The organism is Paenibacillus brasilensis, assembly GCF_009363115.1.
GTDB classification, from domain to species: Bacteria; Bacillota; Bacilli; order Paenibacillales; family Paenibacillaceae; genus Paenibacillus; species Paenibacillus brasilensis.
Genome location: NZ_CP045298.1, coordinates 4,980,281 through 4,999,646, shown reverse-complemented (window position 1 = coordinate 4,999,646; position 19,366 = coordinate 4,980,281). Strand labels below are relative to the sequence as shown.

At 45.0% G+C, this 19,366-nt stretch carries 18 protein-coding genes and 5 pseudogenes; 8 read left to right on the top strand and 15 right to left on the bottom strand.

All coding sequences use genetic code 11. The annotated features are described in order from the left end of the window. Positions 1-33: 33 nt before the first annotated feature. A pseudogene (locus tag GCU48_RS28370) lies at positions 34-330 on the bottom strand (NAD(P)-dependent oxidoreductase); the annotation flags it as partial. 311 nt (positions 331-641) lie between these two features. On the opposite strand from GCU48_RS28370, the pseudogene GCU48_RS23615 reads away from it, so the two are divergent. Then, positions 642-1,636 (top strand): annotated as a pseudogene (locus GCU48_RS23615) (aminotransferase-like domain-containing protein); the annotation flags it as partial. A 140-nt stretch (positions 1,637-1,776) separates the two neighbouring features. Here GCU48_RS23615 and GCU48_RS28365 read toward each other — a convergent pair. From GCU48_RS28365 to GCU48_RS23595, 4 genes are all read right to left on the bottom strand, one after another. After that, positions 1,777-2,202 (bottom strand): tyrosine-type recombinase/integrase, encoded by a 426-nt coding sequence (locus GCU48_RS28365; RefSeq protein ID WP_244315901.1) that lies wholly within the window; start codon positions 2,200-2,202, stop codon positions 1,777-1,779. A gap of 465 nt (positions 2,203-2,667) precedes the next feature. Further along, positions 2,668-3,324 (bottom strand): NAD(P)-dependent oxidoreductase, encoded by a 657-nt coding sequence (locus GCU48_RS23605; protein ID WP_014281734.1) that lies wholly within the window; start codon positions 3,322-3,324, stop codon positions 2,668-2,670. A gap of 154 nt (positions 3,325-3,478) precedes the next feature. Then, positions 3,479-4,252 (bottom strand): SDR family NAD(P)-dependent oxidoreductase, encoded by a 774-nt coding sequence (locus GCU48_RS23600; protein ID WP_244316346.1) that lies wholly within the window; start codon positions 4,250-4,252, stop codon positions 3,479-3,481. Between the two features lie 204 nt (positions 4,253-4,456). After that, positions 4,457-5,287 (bottom strand): SDR family oxidoreductase, encoded by an 831-nt coding sequence (locus GCU48_RS23595; RefSeq protein ID WP_152381653.1) that lies wholly within the window; start codon positions 5,285-5,287, stop codon positions 4,457-4,459. A 97-nt stretch (positions 5,288-5,384) separates the two neighbouring features. On the opposite strand from GCU48_RS23595, the gene GCU48_RS23590 reads away from it, so the two are divergent. Next, positions 5,385-5,798 (top strand): MerR family transcriptional regulator, encoded by a 414-nt coding sequence (locus tag GCU48_RS23590; protein ID WP_014281736.1) that lies wholly within the window; start codon positions 5,385-5,387, stop codon positions 5,796-5,798. Positions 5,799-6,497: 699 nt separating this feature from the next. Here the strand turns inward: GCU48_RS23590 and GCU48_RS23585 are convergent. Then, on the bottom strand, positions 6,498-6,698 hold the full coding sequence (locus tag GCU48_RS23585; protein ID WP_010499730.1) for a CDGSH iron-sulfur domain-containing protein: 201 nt from the start codon (positions 6,696-6,698) through the stop codon (positions 6,498-6,500). Further along, the gene (locus GCU48_RS23580; protein ID WP_167518755.1) at positions 6,691-7,113 is read right to left on the bottom strand and encodes a DoxX family protein; all 423 of its coding nucleotides are present in this window, start codon (positions 7,111-7,113) and stop codon (positions 6,691-6,693) included. The genes GCU48_RS23585 and GCU48_RS23580 overlap by 8 nt, the downstream gene beginning before the upstream one ends. 153 nt (positions 7,114-7,266) lie before the next feature. On the opposite strand from GCU48_RS23580, the gene GCU48_RS23575 reads away from it, so the two are divergent. Both GCU48_RS23575 and GCU48_RS23570 read left to right on the top strand, forming a co-directional pair. After that, a complete protein-coding gene (locus tag GCU48_RS23575; protein WP_152381651.1) occupies positions 7,267-7,740 on the top strand; it encodes a MarR family winged helix-turn-helix transcriptional regulator in 474 nt (157 codons plus the stop codon). Next, positions 7,737-8,273, top strand: a complete 537-nt coding sequence (locus GCU48_RS23570) for an MOSC domain-containing protein (RefSeq protein ID WP_152381650.1) — start codon at positions 7,737-7,739, stop codon at positions 8,271-8,273. Before GCU48_RS23575 ends, GCU48_RS23570 begins: the two co-directional genes overlap by 4 nt. Positions 8,274-8,652: 379 nt before the next feature. On the opposite strand, the gene GCU48_RS23565 is transcribed toward GCU48_RS23570, so the two are convergent. The 3 genes and pseudogenes from GCU48_RS23565 to ltrA all read right to left on the bottom strand — a co-directional run bounded on the left by GCU48_RS23565 (position 8,653) and on the right by ltrA (position 11,733). After that, a complete protein-coding gene (locus tag GCU48_RS23565; RefSeq protein ID WP_152381649.1) occupies positions 8,653-9,618 on the bottom strand; it encodes a quinone oxidoreductase family protein in 966 nt (321 codons plus the stop codon). A 288-nt stretch (positions 9,619-9,906) separates the two neighbouring features. Continuing rightward, a complete protein-coding gene (locus GCU48_RS23560; protein ID WP_244315899.1) occupies positions 9,907-10,176 on the bottom strand; it encodes a hypothetical protein in 270 nt (89 codons plus the stop codon). A gap of 173 nt (positions 10,177-10,349) precedes the next feature. Further along, positions 10,350-11,733: pseudogene (gene ltrA / locus GCU48_RS23555) on the bottom strand (group II intron reverse transcriptase/maturase). A 215-nt stretch (positions 11,734-11,948) separates the two neighbouring features. Here ltrA and GCU48_RS23550 point away from each other — a divergent pair. After that, a complete protein-coding gene (locus GCU48_RS23550) occupies positions 11,949-12,254 on the top strand; it encodes a hypothetical protein (protein ID WP_152381648.1) in 306 nt (101 codons plus the stop codon). A 236-nt stretch (positions 12,255-12,490) separates the two neighbouring features. Beyond that, on the top strand, positions 12,491-12,970 hold the full coding sequence (locus GCU48_RS23545; protein ID WP_152381647.1) for a hypothetical protein: 480 nt from the start codon (positions 12,491-12,493) through the stop codon (positions 12,968-12,970). Between the two features lie 673 nt (positions 12,971-13,643). Here GCU48_RS23545 and GCU48_RS23535 read toward each other — a convergent pair. Further along, positions 13,644-13,931 carry a GNAT family N-acetyltransferase gene (locus GCU48_RS23535; protein WP_152381645.1) on the bottom strand — a complete coding sequence of 96 codons (288 nt, stop codon included), beginning with the start codon at positions 13,929-13,931 and terminating at the stop codon, positions 13,644-13,646. 164 nt (positions 13,932-14,095) lie between these two features. Here GCU48_RS23535 and GCU48_RS29410 point away from each other — a divergent pair. Further along, a pseudogene (locus tag GCU48_RS29410) lies at positions 14,096-14,298 on the top strand (hypothetical protein); the annotation flags it as partial. A gap of 111 nt (positions 14,299-14,409) precedes the next feature. On the opposite strand, the gene GCU48_RS23525 reads toward GCU48_RS29410, so the two are convergent. The 3 genes from GCU48_RS23525 to GCU48_RS23515 all read right to left on the bottom strand — a co-directional run bounded on the left by GCU48_RS23525 (position 14,410) and on the right by GCU48_RS23515 (position 17,259). After that, positions 14,410-15,477: an SDR family NAD(P)-dependent oxidoreductase gene (locus GCU48_RS23525; RefSeq protein WP_152381644.1), complete on the bottom strand. Its 1,068-nt coding sequence runs from the start codon at positions 15,475-15,477 to the stop codon at positions 14,410-14,412. A 124-nt stretch (positions 15,478-15,601) separates the two neighbouring features. Then, positions 15,602-16,552 (bottom strand): SDR family NAD(P)-dependent oxidoreductase, encoded by a 951-nt coding sequence (locus tag GCU48_RS23520; protein ID WP_152381643.1) that lies wholly within the window; start codon positions 16,550-16,552, stop codon positions 15,602-15,604. Between the two features lie 101 nt (positions 16,553-16,653). Further along, complete coding sequence (locus tag GCU48_RS23515) at positions 16,654-17,259, bottom strand: TetR/AcrR family transcriptional regulator (RefSeq protein WP_152381642.1); 606 nt, start codon at positions 17,257-17,259, stop codon at positions 16,654-16,656. A 91-nt stretch (positions 17,260-17,350) separates the two neighbouring features. On the opposite strand from GCU48_RS23515, the pseudogene GCU48_RS23510 reads away from it, so the two are divergent. After that, positions 17,351-18,712 (top strand): annotated as a pseudogene (locus tag GCU48_RS23510) (Tn3 family transposase); the annotation flags it as partial. Here GCU48_RS23510 and GCU48_RS23505 read toward each other — a convergent pair. Further along, complete coding sequence (locus GCU48_RS23505) at positions 18,694-19,095, bottom strand: GNAT family N-acetyltransferase (RefSeq protein WP_152381641.1); 402 nt, start codon at positions 19,093-19,095, stop codon at positions 18,694-18,696. The pseudogene GCU48_RS23510 and the gene GCU48_RS23505 sit on opposite strands and share 19 nt — an antisense overlap. Positions 19,096-19,366: the final 271 nt, after the last annotated feature.

Below are 19,366 nucleotides of genomic sequence, written 5' to 3'. Positions count from 1 at the left end.
ACCTCTGCGATAAAAAATACGTCCGGATTGAGTTTGCACGGCCCCATCGGTCATTTGGGCAAGCGATTTTCCAAGTTGTTCGCACAATGTAAAGTAGGGTTGTAATTTGTTCAGCAAATCGTTCGGAATCGCCGGGATATTGACTGCATTTTTAAACGGTTCATTCCTTAAGATACGATGACTTGCTCAGAAACATCGGTGGCTACATTATCTTGCGCTTCCAAAGTGGACGCGCCCAAATGCGGGGTAACAATTATTTTGGGATGCCTTAGGAATGGGTGATCTGGTGCTGGCGGTTCATTTTCAAATAGCATCGAAAGCTGCGCCTGAGCAACGCATCATATGGACGGATGATTGATATGAGTTCCTCCTCGCTCAGTCCCGTTATTTTTGCGACCTCCACATCCACTGCACGAGTCATTTTTTGCAATCCAAAATCACTAATGGGGTCCGATACCAAAATTTTGAACATCGCTCCCTCCTTATTTATGTGAAAAGTTACAGCAGTTCGAATAACAGGTCTGCATTTTCAATGATCTACTCAGCTTGTATAACATTGCATGGTACGGATAATTTCATTTCAACATATTAACAGGCAAGGATGCGAATTGATGAAAGTAGATCGCACTGACTAAAGACCCATATGGCAACAATTGCTCGATCAAGCCATCGATCATATTACGAATGGCGTTTGGAAGCCAGGTGAGCTTCTGACACCTTCTCGGGAGCTCGCTCAGCAGCTAGGAGTATCTCGTTCAACCGTGCAAATTGTTTATGAAGAGCTACTCAGCCGTGGTTATACAGTAACATCACGCCGCGGGGGAACGCGTATCAATGATTGGAATCTGTTTGCGGGTAAACAGAAAGATGGTACTGCTCTCCCTGTTCCGCCGCAACTCCCTGAGCTGCCTCGATTTGTTGATCGGTCGCAACAGTGGTTCAGAAGTAAAGATAATCGGAATTCGGTCATCGATTTTAGTCCCTATCAACCTTATTTGGATGTGCAGTTTCAAAAAATGTGGCGCAAATCGTATTTGAATGTCTCCTCGGAATTAGACTTATCCACTTGGTCATACGGCGATGCTTATGGTTTCGAACCTTTGTGCAAACAGATCCAACGTTATTTATCGCTTGAACGTGGTATTCACGTTCAGACGAATCAAATTTTGTTGACTTCCGGAGCCCAGCAAAGCATTGATCTTATCGCCCAAGCGCTTTTGACCAAAGGAGACACTGTGTCGGTCGAAGATCCTGGTTATCCTGTCGCTTGGATGACGATGAAATACCGAGAAATGAAGATTGCTCCAATTCCTGTTGATGAGTACGGCCTTGTGGTAGAAAGGGTGCCGTCTGAAGCCAAACTTATTTTCGTTACCCCCGCTCATCAATGCGCCGTAGGTGTGATGTTATCAATACCGCGCAGGCAGCAACTTTTACTTAAAGCCGCACAGCAACGAGCCTGGATTATCGAAGATGATTATGACAGCGAATTTCGATATCGCGGAGATCCGGTGCCTACTTTATATAGCCAGCTACCACAAAATTATCTCTACTTAATGAGTGTTTTTCTAAGTTGACTGCGCCTGGTATTCGAATATCTGCTGTTAGGGGTCCCGCCAACATTTTAACGAAAATATACGCTAAGCCTTCGGAAGCGACCGGCTCAGCGTTTTTTCTTACTCTTAGCAAAAGCAATCCACGATTTCTGATGACCCAATAGTTGGTGATAAGTACTAGCGCCTAAAAATACCGCCGGTACAATTCTCTTCGCCGTTCTCAACGAAGCTGAGCATAAATTTGTGTGGTGGATGCTTTTTCATGCCCAAGCATTCCCTGGATAAACTCCAGCGGTGCACCGTTATCTAGTAACTGGCAGGCGTAAGTGTGACGAAAACGATGCGGGTAGACGTTAACAGCAACATTAGTCCGGCTTGCCAGCTTTTTTAATGAGTGACGAATCGTAGGTATCGACATACGGCGAGCAGGCTGAGTTTCCGTAACAAATAGAGCTGTACAGGAATCATCACGGCTCTCCAAATATCTTTTTATCCATATTTTGCATTCGGTCGTAAAATAAATCTCCCTTTGTTTTGCCCCTTTTCCATTCACAATGACTGAACAGTCTTCCAAGTTGATGTCTTCAATATCTTGTTTCTGCACTTCGTCAACACGGCAACCCGTACTATAAAGAAATTCAAGCATTGCATATTCCCGTGGAGACTCACAAGAAATTTTCAGAAGAATAACATCTTCTTCAATTTAAGAATTTGGGAATGCGCTTATCTGTTGTTGGCTCTCTCAGTTTTAGGATATAAGTTTGCCAAGAATACAAAATTACCGTTGAATTTATCGGATCATTATAATGAATCCACCTTGAGATGTCCGCAAATATCTCCAATAACTGTGGCAAACTTATGCTTCCAAAACAAAAAAGCCCTTGAATATCAAGGACTTGACCAATGGACATAAACGTTGTTTACACGTTAATGGACTCTAAGGTATTTCGAGGGAGCGCAATGAATTAATTTATAACGTCTCTCTTAAGAACCTTCCTTGGGCAATCTTACGACCGCTCTACTTCGGGCTTCTTGCCACACCTATGGATATAGGCATATACCCCCCATCTGATGGCTCAAGGACAGTACTGCTACCCCGTTGGACTTAAGTTTATTTTTTGTAGTAGCTCAAATCGCAAGTATGAATTGCAGAATCATCATTAATGACCTGAAAGTTATAATTAGCAATATCTACATGAGTTGCAAGACTAAACTTTGTTCGATCTCTTTTTAATATTCCTTTCGAAGGACCGTCTGAGATTATGCCTGCCCTATGCACAATCCAATCCACATCTTGTGCTTCTTCAACTAAATATTCAATTACAGTTTCATTATCTTTATGCTGACCGAGAAGACCGTTATATCTAGCTACAGTATTTCTAAGAATCCAAGTCACAAAAGGGAGTCTTTCTTTATATCGACGCGTGAGTCCTCCGGCCTGATATAGGAAACGTTTTACACCTTGTCGCCGCATAGCTGGGATAAGCTTCTTAATAAAGATAGTATTGATCGGCGCCTTATTTTGTTCCTGAGCATTTCCAAGCATACAAATTACAAAGTCGACTCCATCTAATAATTCGTCAATATTTTCATAATTTGTGATGGAACCTTTGATTAGCTCTAAATTTATATTTTGTATTTTAATTTTTTCTGGATTTCTAACTAAGGCTTTTACTTTATGACCCTCTTTAAGCGCTATGGAAACAAAGTGTTGGCCAGTTCTACCAGTTGCACCAAATACTAAGAATGTTGAATTCGAATTTTTCATTGATAATGATCCCTTCAAAAAGAGATTCAGAATGTACGGCTTATTTGTTCCCTTGAAGGCTGAAGCCATCACACGCTCAAATTTGCCCCAGTGAACCGTCAACTAACTTTCCATTCGTATAAAGCCCATGACAACAGCAATCAGACAAGAGGCTTCATGCTCCCGTGAGTTTGTGCGACATATCAATAAGAGCCTTTTGATCCTCTTTATTCACTTCGATGGCAAACTTGCGTTGAAAATTACCAGGCTTGTTCCACATGTAAGCCGATGTCCCTTTGCCCTTCAGGAGTGCCTGAACAGGGTTACGAGCCGCTAATTCGACTGAGTTGAGAAAAGGTCGTGCCACTGCGACGCAAGCTCTGAAATACCATGGCGCATTTTTAAAGATATCCGTTCGAGCAACTCCTGGGGTTGTACATCCCGTGAAAATCTTAGGTTGAGTCTTGGCAAGATAGTCTGCATAATACATGCATGCGCCAACGATCGGAAGCGTCATCGTCCAGAAATTGAATTTTTCGAAGGATTGGAACTTCTTGATGTCGAATTTGGGAACCTTACTCACTGTGCCCACCATCATTATTACCCGAGGATGGTCTGCCTTAAGAAGTTTCGGCAGCAGGAGCTGAGTTAGGTGATAACGGCTTAAGTAAGCCAACGCGAAAAAAAGTGGGAGACCGTCCTTTGTTCTGATGTCTCTCGGATCAAAAATACCCGCCGAGTGTAACAGTCCGTCGATCTTGTCGGTTATTTCATTGATCTGTCGTGCCGCATCTTTGACTCCATCGTGAGTCGCGAGGTCCACCGAGAGAAAAATCGCTCGATTGCGGGCTACTCCAAAAGATGCCATTGCGTTCTCACCTTTTTGTTTATCACGCCCCAAAATAATCACGCGATTGCCCCCGTCAATAAGTTCGTGAGCCGACTGCAGGCCAACACCGCTATTCCCTCCCGTAATTACAAAAGTATTTATACTCTTTCACTCCCTTATCTTTATTGACAATCTTAATGCATATATGGGGGAAGGTTTGAAATTACTGCGACCGCTCGATGTCCGAGATCAGTAAAGGCCCCGCTCGGATAGAGGGACTAAGCAATAACAGGTTCTTTTGTGACCTTCTTCATTTAACTAACGCTATTTTGAGAAATAATGTCCTTGCTCCAGATCTGCGAGAAGCCCCTGTTGGACAGGCTTCCAGCCGAGCAGTTCCTTCGTCCCTTCACTTGATCTTGCTAAGTCAAGCGACGCGACCATGCCTAGAAAACCGAAGATTGCTTGTGCTTCTTCACGCGGGATGCTGACAACCGGCACATCCAAGTGACGACCGATGACGCCGGCAATGTCGCTGAACGGAATGCCTTCGTCGTCCACGCCATCCAGTCGTGAGCCTGCAGGCGCAGATTCTACAGCAAGGCGGAACAAAACTGCCGCATCCAAGCGATGAATCGCTGGCCAACGGTTGGTGCCGTCTCCAATGTAAGCCGAAGAGCCTCTTTCCTGAGCGATCCGGATTAATTGTGGTACGAAGCCTTTATCTCCTTCTCCATGAACGGAAGGTGCAAGCGAGACGATCGATGCTCTCACGCCTTGTTCTATAAACGCAAGTGCTGCATCCTCCGATGCTTTGCCATTAGCATGAGCTGTGATAACAAGTGGTTTACCAGAGCCTGCAAGCCCCTCTCCTAATGCTTTGATGGCACGAAGATCAGTTTCTAATGATGCGGCGAAATTAGAGAAATCGTGGTTAAATGCCAGATGAATAACACCGTCTGAATTGGCTGCACTGCTGCGCAGTAAATCCAGATCCTCCAAAACACCACGAGTCACCTCAGCTCCCAAGCTTTCTAATACGTGAGCACCACTCTCTGAACGGGTCAGACCAACTACCTGATGGCCCGCACCGATGAGTTCGTGGACAACAGCTGTACCAATATAACCTGCTGCACCTGTAACGAATATACGCATAATCGTTTTACGCCTCCTTAAGCATTTGACGAAGATATGACTCCAGTTTAAACTATGAAGTAAACTCTAAGGCAAGCGTTTGGAGGTATGATTTCATATGAAAATTCAAGAATTAGCAGACTTGATGGGTCTAACACCCCACACCATACGTTTTTATGAGAAGGAAGGCTTGCTTGACAGCAGGCATATTCAGCGAGAGAAGAATAATTACCGCAACTACTCAGACGAAGCAATTGGGCGGTTAAAGCTGATTAAGAAATTTCAAGGCATCGGCTGCTCGTTAGCTGAACTGAAGACGATTTTGCAGGATCACGATACGAACGCACGCACGAACCAAGAAGTAATAGAATGGATTCTTCAGAAGATCAATGAGATCGAGCGCAAGAAGGACGAATACGATCATATGCTTGTAACGCTGAATTGGATGCTGACATACAGGAAGCTGCTGAATGAAGATCCCCAGCAAGCTGAGGCTATGATGGCGGAATTACGCCTTAGAATTAGCATCTAGCTGTATACACGTGAAAAAGCTCTATGGACGTAAATTCCGTCACAAAGAGCTTTTCGCGGCTCACAACAAATAACCATCGCTTATTTCAAGGCATCGGCTGCTCGTTAGCTAGGCTGAAGACGATTTTGCAGGATCACGGTACAATTGCGATTTTGAGAAGCAGATTGGACTTCCCCAGGTGACGTTGACCAGTTTCAGTGACGACATCACAAGGTTCGTAATCGGTCTCGGCCGGCTCATACTGCTAACTCATGTCCCGATCCGATCATTGCGGTAAGTGAGCATGAGCCGATCATCACTCAAGACTTGTGGGACATGGTTCAAACTGCCCCGATATCATTCGTAGTCACAATATTCCTCCTCACCCAACCGGGTGATAAACATTAATACTTAATTTCGATATTCATCAGTATTCCCTGCTACCTTAAGTTTAATTTATTCCCTACGTTACAGTTGATTTCCCCAAAAAGATTCGAGCAAATACCCAATTCTTCGCCCTACTTATGATACGGTTCAGCTTAACAGATTTATTGGCGAAAAGTTAGAAGGAGCTTTTTGTGGCACGATAGCTTCATTGAGGTCCGCTTGTGTTGCCAGCCGGCAACGAATAAAAACGTGATGATTCCCTAACTTTATGAAGGGATCATCACGTTATTTTGTACGATGAGGTTCGGTTCATCTCCAGGCAGAGAGTGATGATTATTGGGCCGAAGAAGCTTCTCTGAATCCGCATGTTTTATGAGTAGCATCGCAAAATGGCTGTGTCTTTGATTGTCCGCAGCGGCAAACGGCAATCGTATCGCTGGTTTGAAAAGCATTTCCACTTCCGTCAACCAGTTCGAAGTTTCCTTGAATGACAAAAGGTCCTTCATCGTACTTTGTAATTTTTACTTTAGACATGTTTCGTTTCACCTCCTTTTCCAGAAGTCATCCAAACTTGCTTAAGCGAATTCGGGCTAGTCACGGTTACATGTAAACAGACGATCATCAGCAGTAGGTCGAACTCATAGCCAGTGTTCGTATTCGAGATGAAACCGGTGGCGATCTTCACCTTAAATAAAGCGACCAGAAGAATAAGACTAAATAAGATGGCTAGATAACGCGTACCGATTCCAATAATCATGATGATGCCTCCAAGCAGTTCAATCCATGGCAGTACATGAGCGAAAAATGCTGCCAGTGGAAATCCCTGACTATGCAACCATTCCGACAAATTAGAATAACCCCATTCTAATTTGAATTTCCCATGCATGAAAAAAATGACTCCCGTCAATATGCGCAGAACGGTATTGGCGTAAAAACTCATGCTGTGCATTGGAACATCGTACCTCCTTTCATAAATTGTTTCAAAATCAACAATTGATTGCGCAACTAAATATAGCATCGTTTAGTTGTTCGGTCAACAAATATTTCGTTGATTGCGCAACAAAAATGATTTATATTGTTATTAACGAATGGAGGATGGGCTATGGAAAGGGTATCGGAAAAAGAGTTGACTGCTTGGCGGTTGTTTATAAAAGCACATGCCAAAATCATGGAATTCATTGAGCGGGATTTGGCAGCACAGAAGAAAGTCCCGCTAACCACATACGATGTTTTGATCGCTTTGTTTGAGGCACCCGATCGCAGGCTTCGCTTTTCAGAATTAAATCGGAAGGTGGTCTTGAGTAAAAGCGGCTTAACAAGGATGATCGACCGACTGGAGCGCGAAGGATTGATTCAAAGAGAAAAAAGCGAAGAGGACCGACGGGGAGCATATGCTGTTCTCACGGATGAAGGGGAAAACCAGCTGCGTAAAGCTTGGCCTGTATATGCAAGGGGGATCAAGCAGTATTTTGCCGCCTCTTTATCCGATGAGGAAGTAGAGATTCTGACACGTTCTTTTGGCTTGATCTATAAAGAGCTGCAATCTTCGCAGGAAAAGGAGGGAAATGAATCATGAGCGAAAGTAGCGCTACAGTTGAAAGGGTAATGGTGGCTGAAGAGCCGACAACATTCGTTACTCGCTCCGTGCCCTATATTCAGATTGAATTAGGAGGGATTCCGGGAGATCGTCATTACGGCTTGTTACGTCCTGCGGATTCCAGGCAAAAAATTTATCCTCGTGGTGTGCTGATTGCCAACAGACGTCAAATCAGTATCGTTTCGAAAGAGGAATGTGAGTGCATCGCCAATAGACTGGATCTCCCTGAAATAAAGCCGGAATGGCTAGGGGCCAACATTATCATTAGCGGATTTGACAAGCTTACAGAACTGCATCAAGGGGCCAGGTTGATTTTCCCAGATGGTACAGGATTGATTTGTGAAGGAGAAAACCTGCCCTGCATTGGACCCGGAAGGGTGATTGAAAAAATTTATAATGAGAGCGGGCTTAGTCAGAAATTTGTGCCTGCTGCTAAAAAGTTGAGAGGTATCGTTTGTTCCGTGGAGAGGGAAGGTCGGATTTCGAAAGGCGACACGATCGCATTTCTTTAACTCTCAGCACGCAGATCACCACTAGCGGACTAGCCTCAATCGCTTCGGTTACCATGCTCACGCGACCACCGCTCCCTGAGCCACAAGCGCATCAGCTTAACGGCTGATCGGTTCCAGACGGTCGTCCGATAGCCTTCCTTCCACTATAGTATTATGCTCAAATCTGATGGTTCAAAGCTACCGATTCCACTCGTATTTCAAATCTCTGCTTTACCAGTATGTGCGATACGGTTCATCGTGCTATCTATAACGGCAAGTTTGAAGGCTATCCTGGCGGGATAGCCGACATCCGATCGGGTGTCCTTCGAAGCTCACAGTACGTCTGCGGGACCTTTTGCGGCACAATGACCGGTGCTTTGACATTCGATTCATACGATTTTTATGGTCTTAATAAAATTTTCCCTGTGCTTTTGCGGCTTTCCAGAAATTGATGCGCTTTTCGGCCATCTCGTAGTGCAAATACCGTAGGCTCAGATACCGTTATTTTCCCATCTTCTATCCAGCGGAACAACTCGGCTGAACGGGCTGCCCGTTCCTCGTGGGAAGTAAGGAAATTCCAAAGATCCCCACCAGTCAAAGTCTTTGACGTATCCATCAACATCCTTGGGTTAACTGGAGCAGGGTCTCCCCCTGCCATTCCAAAAAATACGACCGTTCCCCCAATGCGAGTTGCTGCAAAACTATCTTCGAGCGTGGAGCCTACTGAGTCATAGACAACATCCACACCTTTTCCGTTTGTTTCCTCCATAACTTTTCTCTTCCAATCATCCGAGTACAAAAAAACCTGATTCACTCCAGCATTCTTAACTGCCGACGCCTTCTCCATAGAGGAGGTTAAACCAATGACCCTCCCACCGAGGAGCTGGGCAATTTGGACAAGCAGCTGTCCAACGCCCCCTGCTGCCGCATGAACTAGAATTACATCATTCTCCTTAACCGCATAACTATCTTTTGTTAAATAGTGGGCAGTCAAGCCTTGCAGTAAACCAGAAGCCGCCTTTTCAAATGAAATGGTCTCTGGAAGAGGAATTGCCTTTTCTATAGGAACAGCCACTTTTTCCGCGTTAGCATGGGGGACATCGGCAAATGCAACAGGGTCGCCAACACTGATTCCTTGGACATTAGCCCCGGTCTTTTCAACGACTCCCGCCCCTTCATAACCTAAAATAAACGGGGAATTTCCAGTAAGATGATAGTTCCCTTTCCTTCTATAAATATCTGCAAAATTCAATCCAATTGCTTTCATCCTTACTAATATTTCGTCAGGCCCGATAACCGGATCCGAAATTTCAAGATATTCTAGTACTTCCGGTCCTCCGAATTTATTAAATACAAGTGCTTTCAAATGAACGACCTCCTCTTATATATTTTAAGAACTCACTTATTTATGATCCGTTGGAATATCACCCAGTATTGTTTAGTATAGCCGCATGTAGGGCTTAGACCTCAGCATGTTCCGAAGCCAACTTAGCAATTACGTTGAAATGATCATCATAAGCCCTTCGTATCCAATTTGGCCATGTCGCACGAGACAAGTTGAACCTCCTCTTCTGTAATATTTTAACATTAATATAGGAACGTATGCTTGGTTCCCGAGTATAAAAAAAGTCTTTCCGCATACTACGCAGCCAGATCATGAATTTGAGTTGTTACGCCATTCCGCGATAAGGTCATCGCGCATTGTTTTTAAGCTCTGAATTTCTTCGATGATCTGCCTCCGCCGCTCTACCGTGGTACTGGCTCTGCCATGCTCCACGCCGAGCCTGCAATGAAGTCTCGTGATGGACAAAAGCATCTGCTCCTGCGTGTCATCCAGTTCAAGACCGATCAAAGAGCTGCTTCGGCATCCAGCATTCGTTGTAGAACGGTGTTGCTGATCACAAGAATAAGTAGTAACGTGCAATGTAAATCCCTCCCAAGTCAACAACAAGTTACTTGATGTTATAACTTGTGTGGGCTTCCTTTGGCAACGATCTTGTAGATATTTTTGTCTATAAATCGAGTAGGAGGGGGCGGCTAACCCCCGTCCTCTCACACCACCGTACATGCGGGTCCGCATACGGCGGTTCCAAAAGGTTAACAAAGTTCCAGATATCGAGAAAGCAAACTTTTCAGCCCTCTTGCTTCCCAGTAGGAAGGGCATTATTTGTGTTCCTAGACATTTCCCAGGGGCCGCGACGCGAGTTTGCCATAATTCGTGCCGCCCATTCGGGCACTCCTAGGGCACGGAGGTTGCGTAGTCTTGCCTTGGGGGCTTTCCACTGCTTCCATAGACACATTCGAAGTCTTCTTCGAATCCATTGGTCAAGGGTTCGGCAATGGTTCTTTGCTGCAGCTAGCCGGAAATATCCAATCCAGCCTAGGACAAATCGGTTTAGACGTTGAATGCGTTCCTCCCTTGGCATAGTCTTGGTGCGGTCCGTTAATTCTCGGACTTTCTCTTTGAATCGAGTGAGAGTCTTCAGGGCCAGCCGAATTGTCGCCTGTTTGTTGGGCAGGAAGCTAAAGCCAAGGAACTTGCGATTCCACGGCCGGTCGACTGCACTCTTCACCCGATTCACTTTCAGTTTCAGCTTTCCTTCTACAAAGCGAATCACTGACTCCATGACACGTTTTCCAGCGCGTTTGCTCGCGACGAATATGTTGCAGTCATCCGCGTAGCGGACAAACCGCAACCCGCGTTTGGTTAGTTCCCTATCCAAATCGTCCAGCAAAATGTTTGCAAGGAGCGGACTTAAGGGACCGCCTTGCGGCGTGCCTTCTTCCGTTCTCTCCCGCGTCCCCTCTACAACAGCTCCAACATTCAGGTAGGAGCGAATAAGTTTCAGGACACGCTTGTCCGTCACCTTTCGTGCTACCCTTGCCATGAGCATGTCGTGGTTTACTCGGTCAAAGAACTTCTCAAGGTCCATATCCACTCCCCATCTCAAGCCGCTTTGGATATATCGTTGGGCTTGTTTCACTGCATCGTGCGCTCTCTTTCCGGGTCTAAAACCGTAGCTATTCCATGAAAAGTGAGCATCAAAAATCGGGTTCATCACTTGCAGAAGCGCTTGCTGGAGAAAGCGATCCATCACGGTCGGGATGCCCAGTAGCCGTACTCCGCCTCCGGGTTTGGGATTTCCACCCGTTTGACTGGCATCGGTTTGTAGGTTCCCGTCAGGAGTTCGGTTTTCACCATTTCCCAGTGCATTTTCAGGTAAGCCTGTAGCTCTGCTACCGCTACACCGTCCATACCAGGTGCTCCTCCATTTTGGACCACCCGCTTGTAAGCGAGCCGAAGGTTATCTCCTTCGAGCATGCGCTCCAGCAAGTCGTTCTGGTCTTCGCGAGAGGAAGGGGCGACTTGTGCCGGCGAAGGGCTCGGCACTCCAGCATACCCTGGCGGCTTCACCGCTTCTCTTTGCTGACAGTTCCCTTTCGGGATATTCGGCTGTCTCTGCTCTTCACTCGAACGCATCGGTTTCCTCTCTCCTTTCGGTTTGGCCCTTCCGCTTTTCAGCGTCCCGTACTCGCGTACTATGGCCTCTGCTGACTCCTGCGGGTTCAGCGTAACCTTCCGGTTACGGTTACGAAGTAACTTCGCATTTTTTTTCCTCCCACAGGCCTCCCCAGATAAGAGCGTCATCTGTCTGCCCGCGACCACCCAAGTTTACTGCTGCAGCCCTTGGCGGCTTGAGATTTCGTCTTGGTGTGGAGACTCATCCGGCTGCAACAGCCTCGAATTGGGTTCGTATACCTTGGCCCGTGCATTTGCCTCCGGCTTCCTTCAGATTCCGCCTCGCGACGGACACCCTTGCCCTTGGCTACGGTAGGCGCTCGCCAGCCCCCGTTCGGGACTCACACCCTAAAGATGACGCCCATGCTGGGCGTACACAAGCAAAAGCCCGACCTCATGCGGTCGGGCTTCTCGTGATGGACGATTCACTACACGAGGGCTATATTCTCATTGCGATGCATTTGACCCGAGTCAAAAAATAGATTGACGATCTCATATATCTAGGAAAATAATGGTTTTATTAGAGAGGGAGAACTGGAGGAATCGTTCGCATGATTTACCGTGCTACTTTAAGTGCGCTTGGCATTGTTGTGGTTTGTTTTGTTATATACTTCGCATTATTTCACCACTATGACCCAACGGAAAACAATCTCTTTGCATACGAGTTGAAGAAACAGGGGAACAATCACAGCAACGATTGGAAGAAGCTTTGGTATTTTTGAAAAATAAAGAATATGAGAAAGCAAAGAACGCTGTCTTGCTGGATTTCGAACATTTCAAAAATGCGGACTCGGGTCTATATCGAACAGAACGCAGTGTGTACGATTACACCGTTTTTATGCTCACGGCAGATAACAACCCAATAACAAAGTACTCGTATATCCAATTTGCAAAGCCAATTGAGGGAGTTTTGACTCAACAGCAACTTGACCAATACATCGCAGAGTGGAAGCCGAAGTCGGAAGCTGCGTCTATGAACGTTCAAAAGCAAATTGACGAAGCGTTAGCTGGATTGTCTTTGGAGGAGAAGTCGTTCGTCAAAGGCTATGTAATTGGTTCAATCAACGGAAAAAAACCTGATCCAAACGTTGTGGCTGCGCAGGCGACAATGGTACGGTCGAGCAAGCCAAGAAAAAAGCGGAAAAGTGGATGCAGGACACACGCATTTTGGAGGCAATTGAAAAATACAAAAACGTGAGCATGAAGTATGAATCGGAATAAAAACCGTATTGTCTACACTTCTGCTCGTAACATGCAAATGCCCGACCTTATGCGGTCGGGCTACTCGTGATGGGGGAGAGCAAATTTGACCTCCTCCTTGACATGCTGACAATAATATTATGCTTCCAACTGCAGACTTAACATCGTAGCTTCAACCTTCAATTCGACTCTCTGCTTTACCACTAGCGATGATACGGTTCACTGCGAATAATCTTCAACTTTCCTGCTGCCAGTTAGCGCAGCAAAGCTGCCGTTTGGTCCCGCGACAGCCTCGAGGTGTAGTATTTTTATATCAGGTGTTGGAAATATGCAATGAGACATTAATAATATTGTTCATTTATAGTTCACCTTCGATTATCATTCTGTATAACATGACAATGCTAAACTGTTAACAGATGTGGAAGGTAACAAATTGCTAAAATCAAAACTCGTTTGTCGAGTGGATCTCGCAAAAGTGAAAAAACGCTGTTCCATCGCCGAGCTATCGTATCCGTTCAAAGAGTCGCGACATGCGGCTCCTACGCGAACGTGCCCGTTAATAAGTAGCTTTTATGCTTGCCAATATTCTTGTGTGATACTGTATAGATTATGATGTTCCCAAACACCATTGATTTTAAGATAGTATTCCGCAAAACCGTCATATCGAAACCCTACTTTCTCCAAAACTCGAATAGAGCCCTTGTTTCGAGGCATAACCCTAGCTTGTACCCTACGTAAACCTCCAGGGGTCCAAAAGCGAATTTTAGTGCCAAGCGAACAGCCTCCGTGGTAAATCCTTGCCCGTTATACTGCTCATCCAGGAAATAGCCCAGTGTATAACTTTCCCATGCTCCACAGACTACATTGCTTAAATTGACTCGTCCAAGCCGCCGTTTGATCAATCCCGCGGCAGCCTCTCGTTGTTGGTATTGAACTAACGTGTCCGTTAGCGGAGGCAACGACCGACTTCATGATCCGTGACTCGGCCAACGCTGACAAACATTGTATGGCTGGATTCGAAGCTTTTTGGCGAATGCTCTTTTGAAATTTATAATCAGTTAATGACTGTCTAGTTATACATTGAAGAGGGAATTGAAATGACACCATCATGAATAAAACTACCATGTCACTTTTATCTAAGAGTCGGAAGGCCCAAGAAGAAATCCAGAAACAAAATGGTATATCCATCAATGAAAAAGTCGTTCAGTTCGCCTATCTAGGGAAGGCATTCATAAAAGTGCGCCACGAAGGGATTGATCCCTTCGTGGCGCTAGAGGCCGTGATGCCTGGGATAAACTTGTAACCTCTATTGAAGTGCTCGAACGTGACGATTGTAACGAAATTTTGTCCTATCGGAGAGGCTGTGTAAATCATTAAGCTAGCCCTATGTAACTAAAGTACCAGTCGAAGTAGTACCACTGACAGAGCTTGATGTTTCTAGCCTCTCAACTGAATCTCATAATCTGTAACAATCTTTCCATCGTACTGAATAATTTGGCCATTTTGATTCTTATCAGACAGGATAATGTCGGTACTCATCTGCCCAGCGGCTTCGGTAGACTTGACGAATCCGCCGTGTGCACCAGCTTCCATGCCGTTCAAGTCGGTTGCGACAGCGCCAGGCATGATGCCGAAAATCTGGCGATGGCTGCCCATTTTTTCAAACTCGTAAGCGTAAGTCAGTGTCATCACGTTGAGTGCTGCTTTGCTCGTAATGTAAGCGAGCGGGTGCCAAAAGTCGGTCGGCGAAATCGGAACGGTGATGTTGACGATTTTCGCGTTGTCTGTCAGAGATGACAGCAGACTTTTGATGAGTTCATGTGTGCCGAGAAAATTCGTTTCCATCGTCGTGCGTAAATCCTCAGTTGTATAGTCAAATGTGCGCTTTGCGAGGTCGAGCGCCGCGCGCCCAGGCTTGACACTATCAGGAATTCCAGCATTATTGACCAAAATATCGAGCGAATTAACCATTTTAGCCGCTGCGAGCAAGCTGTCAAGATTATTCAAATCAATCTTGATGAACGTCGCTGATATGTCTTCTGCGGCAAGTTTTTCGACTGCTGCCTGCCCACGGTCTTCATCACGCGCTCCAACGAGAATGTCATAGCCACGCTTACCAAGACTTCGAGCGATTTCGAAACCGATTCCTTTATTTGCGCCAGTGACGAGTGCTTTCATAGTGAGCTCCTTTTCGTTTTTTACTTGATACAAGCACATTATAATTTTTAGAGCCGGATTCCGTGAAATGTGGCCTTCTTCAAATGCAAACCGAAAAAGAGATCTTACAAAACGAATCCGATGCCCTAAGCTGCTCGGTTTTAGCCGGTCCGATTGCTTGGACAAGTAGCCTTTAAGCAAATCTAATGTGATCACTTCAATTTCTAGATCACCGATACCACCGATCAACATCTTTAGCTGCAGCGCGTACGCATTCAAAGTGTGGGTACTGAATCCCTGAATACGCTTGTCAGCATCATACAAAACCCATAATTCAGTCAATTTCATAAAATCACCCTCCCGTCGTCTTTAGCTCTAGTTTCAACTAGAAACGGATGGGTTTAGTCTTTAATGGCGGGCTCCCCTTTCAATAAACTATCGTTCTCCGTTAGTTGAATTATTTTACTCTTTCTTAGAGATCCTTTTGTAATTTAAGACTTTCGGAACTCCAGTCCCACAACTCGATGGCACGATTCTGATTGTAAGATTCCTCTGAAGAATTGATTGGCTTTGGACCATCCCAGTAAGACCCACTTTTTATGGAGTTAGCGAGTATAAGCTTTGCAAGATCATTTCCGGATTGTTTGGTTGTCCGGATGCTCGAACGAACGAATCGTAATAACGGCATTACATTGTTCCACATAAACCGAAGGAACGGTTTATAATCTCTGGCTAGAGCAGAACCTTTGCCCGGCATCATCCCGGGGTTAAACGCTACAACCGCAATTGAACGTTTTGTTTTATTAATTCTACGAGACAGTTCGTAGGTAAAGTATAAGTTGCATAGCTTTGAAGTTGTATATCGAACCTGGCCTTTGGCTAAGTCGTTCAGATCTTTTAAAAGCTGGTCTGATGCATTAGGATCAGCGAGTGTTTGTGGTATCGCGTAACGGGGAGCTGGCATTCCGGTTTTCTTACTTGGATCATGGGTATCACTGCTTACAACAACAATTCGTCCGTTTTCGTTTAATTGGTTAAGCAGAAGACGAACAAGCAAGAAATGACCAAGATGATTCACGCCAAAGGCCGCTTCAATACCATCGGCAGTCATTTGCGTGCCTTGGACAAATTGAGCTCCCGCATTACAGACTACTCCATGAAGAGAGGGGAGACCTGCGCTAGTAAATTGTTCAACAAAGCTTTTAATGGAGGAAATCGAAGATAAATCTAAAACTATCTCGGAGATGTTTGGATTGTTTGAGTTATGAATCAGTTCTTGAACAGCCTCTTTCCCTCTTTGTTCACTTCGCGATGCTATGACAATGTGCCATTCCTTTGATGTACTTGCTATGACTTTTGCAGCCTCAAACCCCAATCCTGTATTACCACCTGTAATAATAACTGTTTTCGTGGCCTTGTTCACAGTATCCACTCCCACTTGAATTATAATATCTATACGATACGATACGTCATCGTATCGTATATGTCAAATAAATTAGGTCTTGTAGCAATACTCTACAAGACCTAATCAGGTTTTCTTATCCCTTTTACAATCATTTCAATCCCTTGTTTTAGGGATGAATCCAAGTCTTCAGTGGGCGGTTTAAATAGCAGCTGATACATAATAAAACCAATCATAAGATCAGCAGCCAGATCAACATTCGCATCTTCACTTAGGCGTTCATTTTGGCGGTAACGATCAATAATACTCGAAATTTCCTTCGTCTTTGGTAAGGAATGGTTCTCCCAAAAAGCTTCAGAGATCTGTGAGCTGCCGGCTAAAGTGGAGATCAATAACGAGAGCATTTGCTTACCCAGCGGTGTATTCATTCGCTGAACAAAATGACTTGCCAGCTCATATAAATCTCCGTTCAGGTTCCCTTGTGATGGCATATTAAATTCAGGTTTTATTTGTTCAAGTGCATCAACAATTAAAGCTTCTTTATTTGCCCATCTTCGATATATGGAAGCTTTACCGACTCCTGCCCGTTGCGCCACCATTTCTATGCTTAGTTTCTCCACACCTACCTCAGCAAGCAAATATAATGTGGTATCCAAAATATTCCGGTGAACCTCATTACTTCGCGGCCGACCACGGGCCCCAGACACATTATTTTGATTTGAATCCATAATTAATTCATTCCTCGCAATGCAAATGATTTCAACGTGTAATCGATTATATCACAAAGAAGGCTTCGATGAATTTTACGTTATCCTGCCCGTTCGTATTATCGAAGAAGCTAAACGACTAGCGCGGCCCGTAGATTACGACTATTTGGACTTGCTGGAAAAGAAATTCTATGCACTCCGGAAATACACGCCAACGTTGTTAAAATCGTTGGAGTTTCGGTCAACCAAGTCGGCAGAGCCGCTAATGAAGGCAGTCGATATCATCCGGGATATGAATGAAACCGGAAAGCGAAAGGTTCCGGAAGGAGCACGGTTGAACTTCGTTTCGAACCGCTGGCAAAAAAGCACGTTTACGACGATGATGGAACCATCAACCGGCATTACTACGAAATGGCTGTCCTGACAGAGCTGCGGAATTACGTTCGTTCCGGGGACGTATCCATTGTCCGAAGCCGTCAGCATAAGGACTTCGAGGAATACCTTGTACCGAAATCTGATTGGAATGGTATCGATCCTAACGCTACAAAGCTTGCCGTTAGCTTGTCCGCGAAGGAATATCTTGAAGAACGGACAGAATCACTTCTTCAAAGATTAAACTGGGTTTCGGACCACATCGACGAGCTGGACGGCGTTAATTTGGAGAATGGAAAATTGCACATAGAGCGATTGGAGAAAGATGTTCCCGATGAATCCCCGAATTTCAGCCTTTCCCTCTATGAGCTGCTGCCAAGAATCAAGCTAACGGATCTACTCATGGAAGTAGCCAACTGGACGCATTTCATGAACAGTTTATTCACGCTTCCAGTAACCGCGCTCCGAACGAGGAAGAAACGACAACCCTTATGGCTACCCTAATGGCAATGGGAACGAACATTGGGCTTACAAAGATGGCTGAAGCCACGCCGAGCATTTCATATCGGCAAATGGCCAATACAGCGCAATGGCGGCTGTACGAAGATGCAATGAATAAAGCGCAGGCTGTTCTTGTTATTTTCATCATAAGCTGACGCTGCCCTCATATTGGGGGAACGGCACGACATCATCATCTGATGGAATGCGCGTCCAGATCGGAGTTTCGTCGCTTCACGCAGATGCGAACCCCCACTACGGAACCGGAAAAGGAGCTACGATTTATCGGTTCGTGAGCGACCAATTTTCCACGTTCTACACGAAAGTCATCAATACGAACGCTCGGGATGTCGTGCACGTCATCGACGGTTTGCTCCACCATGAAACGGACTTGGCCATCGAGGAGCATTATACGGATACAGCCGGCTACACCGATCAAGTCTTTGGTTTAACACATCTGCTTGGATTTCGCTTTGCGCCTCGCTTACGCGACTTAGCTGATTCTAAGCTCTACGCTATTGGGAAACCTTCCGATTTTCCTAAATTGGAGAAGCTGCTGAGCAGCCAGATTAATAAAAAGATCATTCAGGAAATCCTACGCTTGATCATAAAACCATTCTCTATTTTTTCAAAGCCTACTTTAGGATAGTATGTCATTGCACTTGGTGCGGCTAATAGAATTAGTGCGACTTCTTTTCCAATTTCCTCTTGTACCTTGGTAATGAGTTTCCGTCCTACTCCAGAATTCTGAAATTCTTTGTCAACAGCCAGATCAGATAGATAACAACAAAAACTCCAATCGGTTAGAGCACGGGCCACTCCGATCATTCTATTCCCAAGCCAGGCGCTCAGCAGGATATCCGCGTTTTTTATCATCGTTTGGATCCGTTCGGGTTGATTAATGGGTCGAACAATCCCGCTATTTCTAAACACCTCAATCATATCTTCAACTTCTACGTCTTTATCATTCCTGTATGTGATATTCAATCTTTTTCGTCTCCTCTTAGCTATGAAAAAGTGGTTTATCTATTCTTCGCGTTCATTTTATGCTGCTATTACAGCATTAAGCAGCAGTATTATCAGAATCAACCAATAATGTTATCCTCAAGAATTCGATTATTTGATTATGCACAGGAAGTATATGTTCAAAACAGTTTTTACATTTTCAATCTGATTAACATTGTAATTTAAAACTTAAGTATAACAAGACTTGCTCTTCTTTCGCTTTCTGTGCACTTAACATCTTTTCACCTACCTT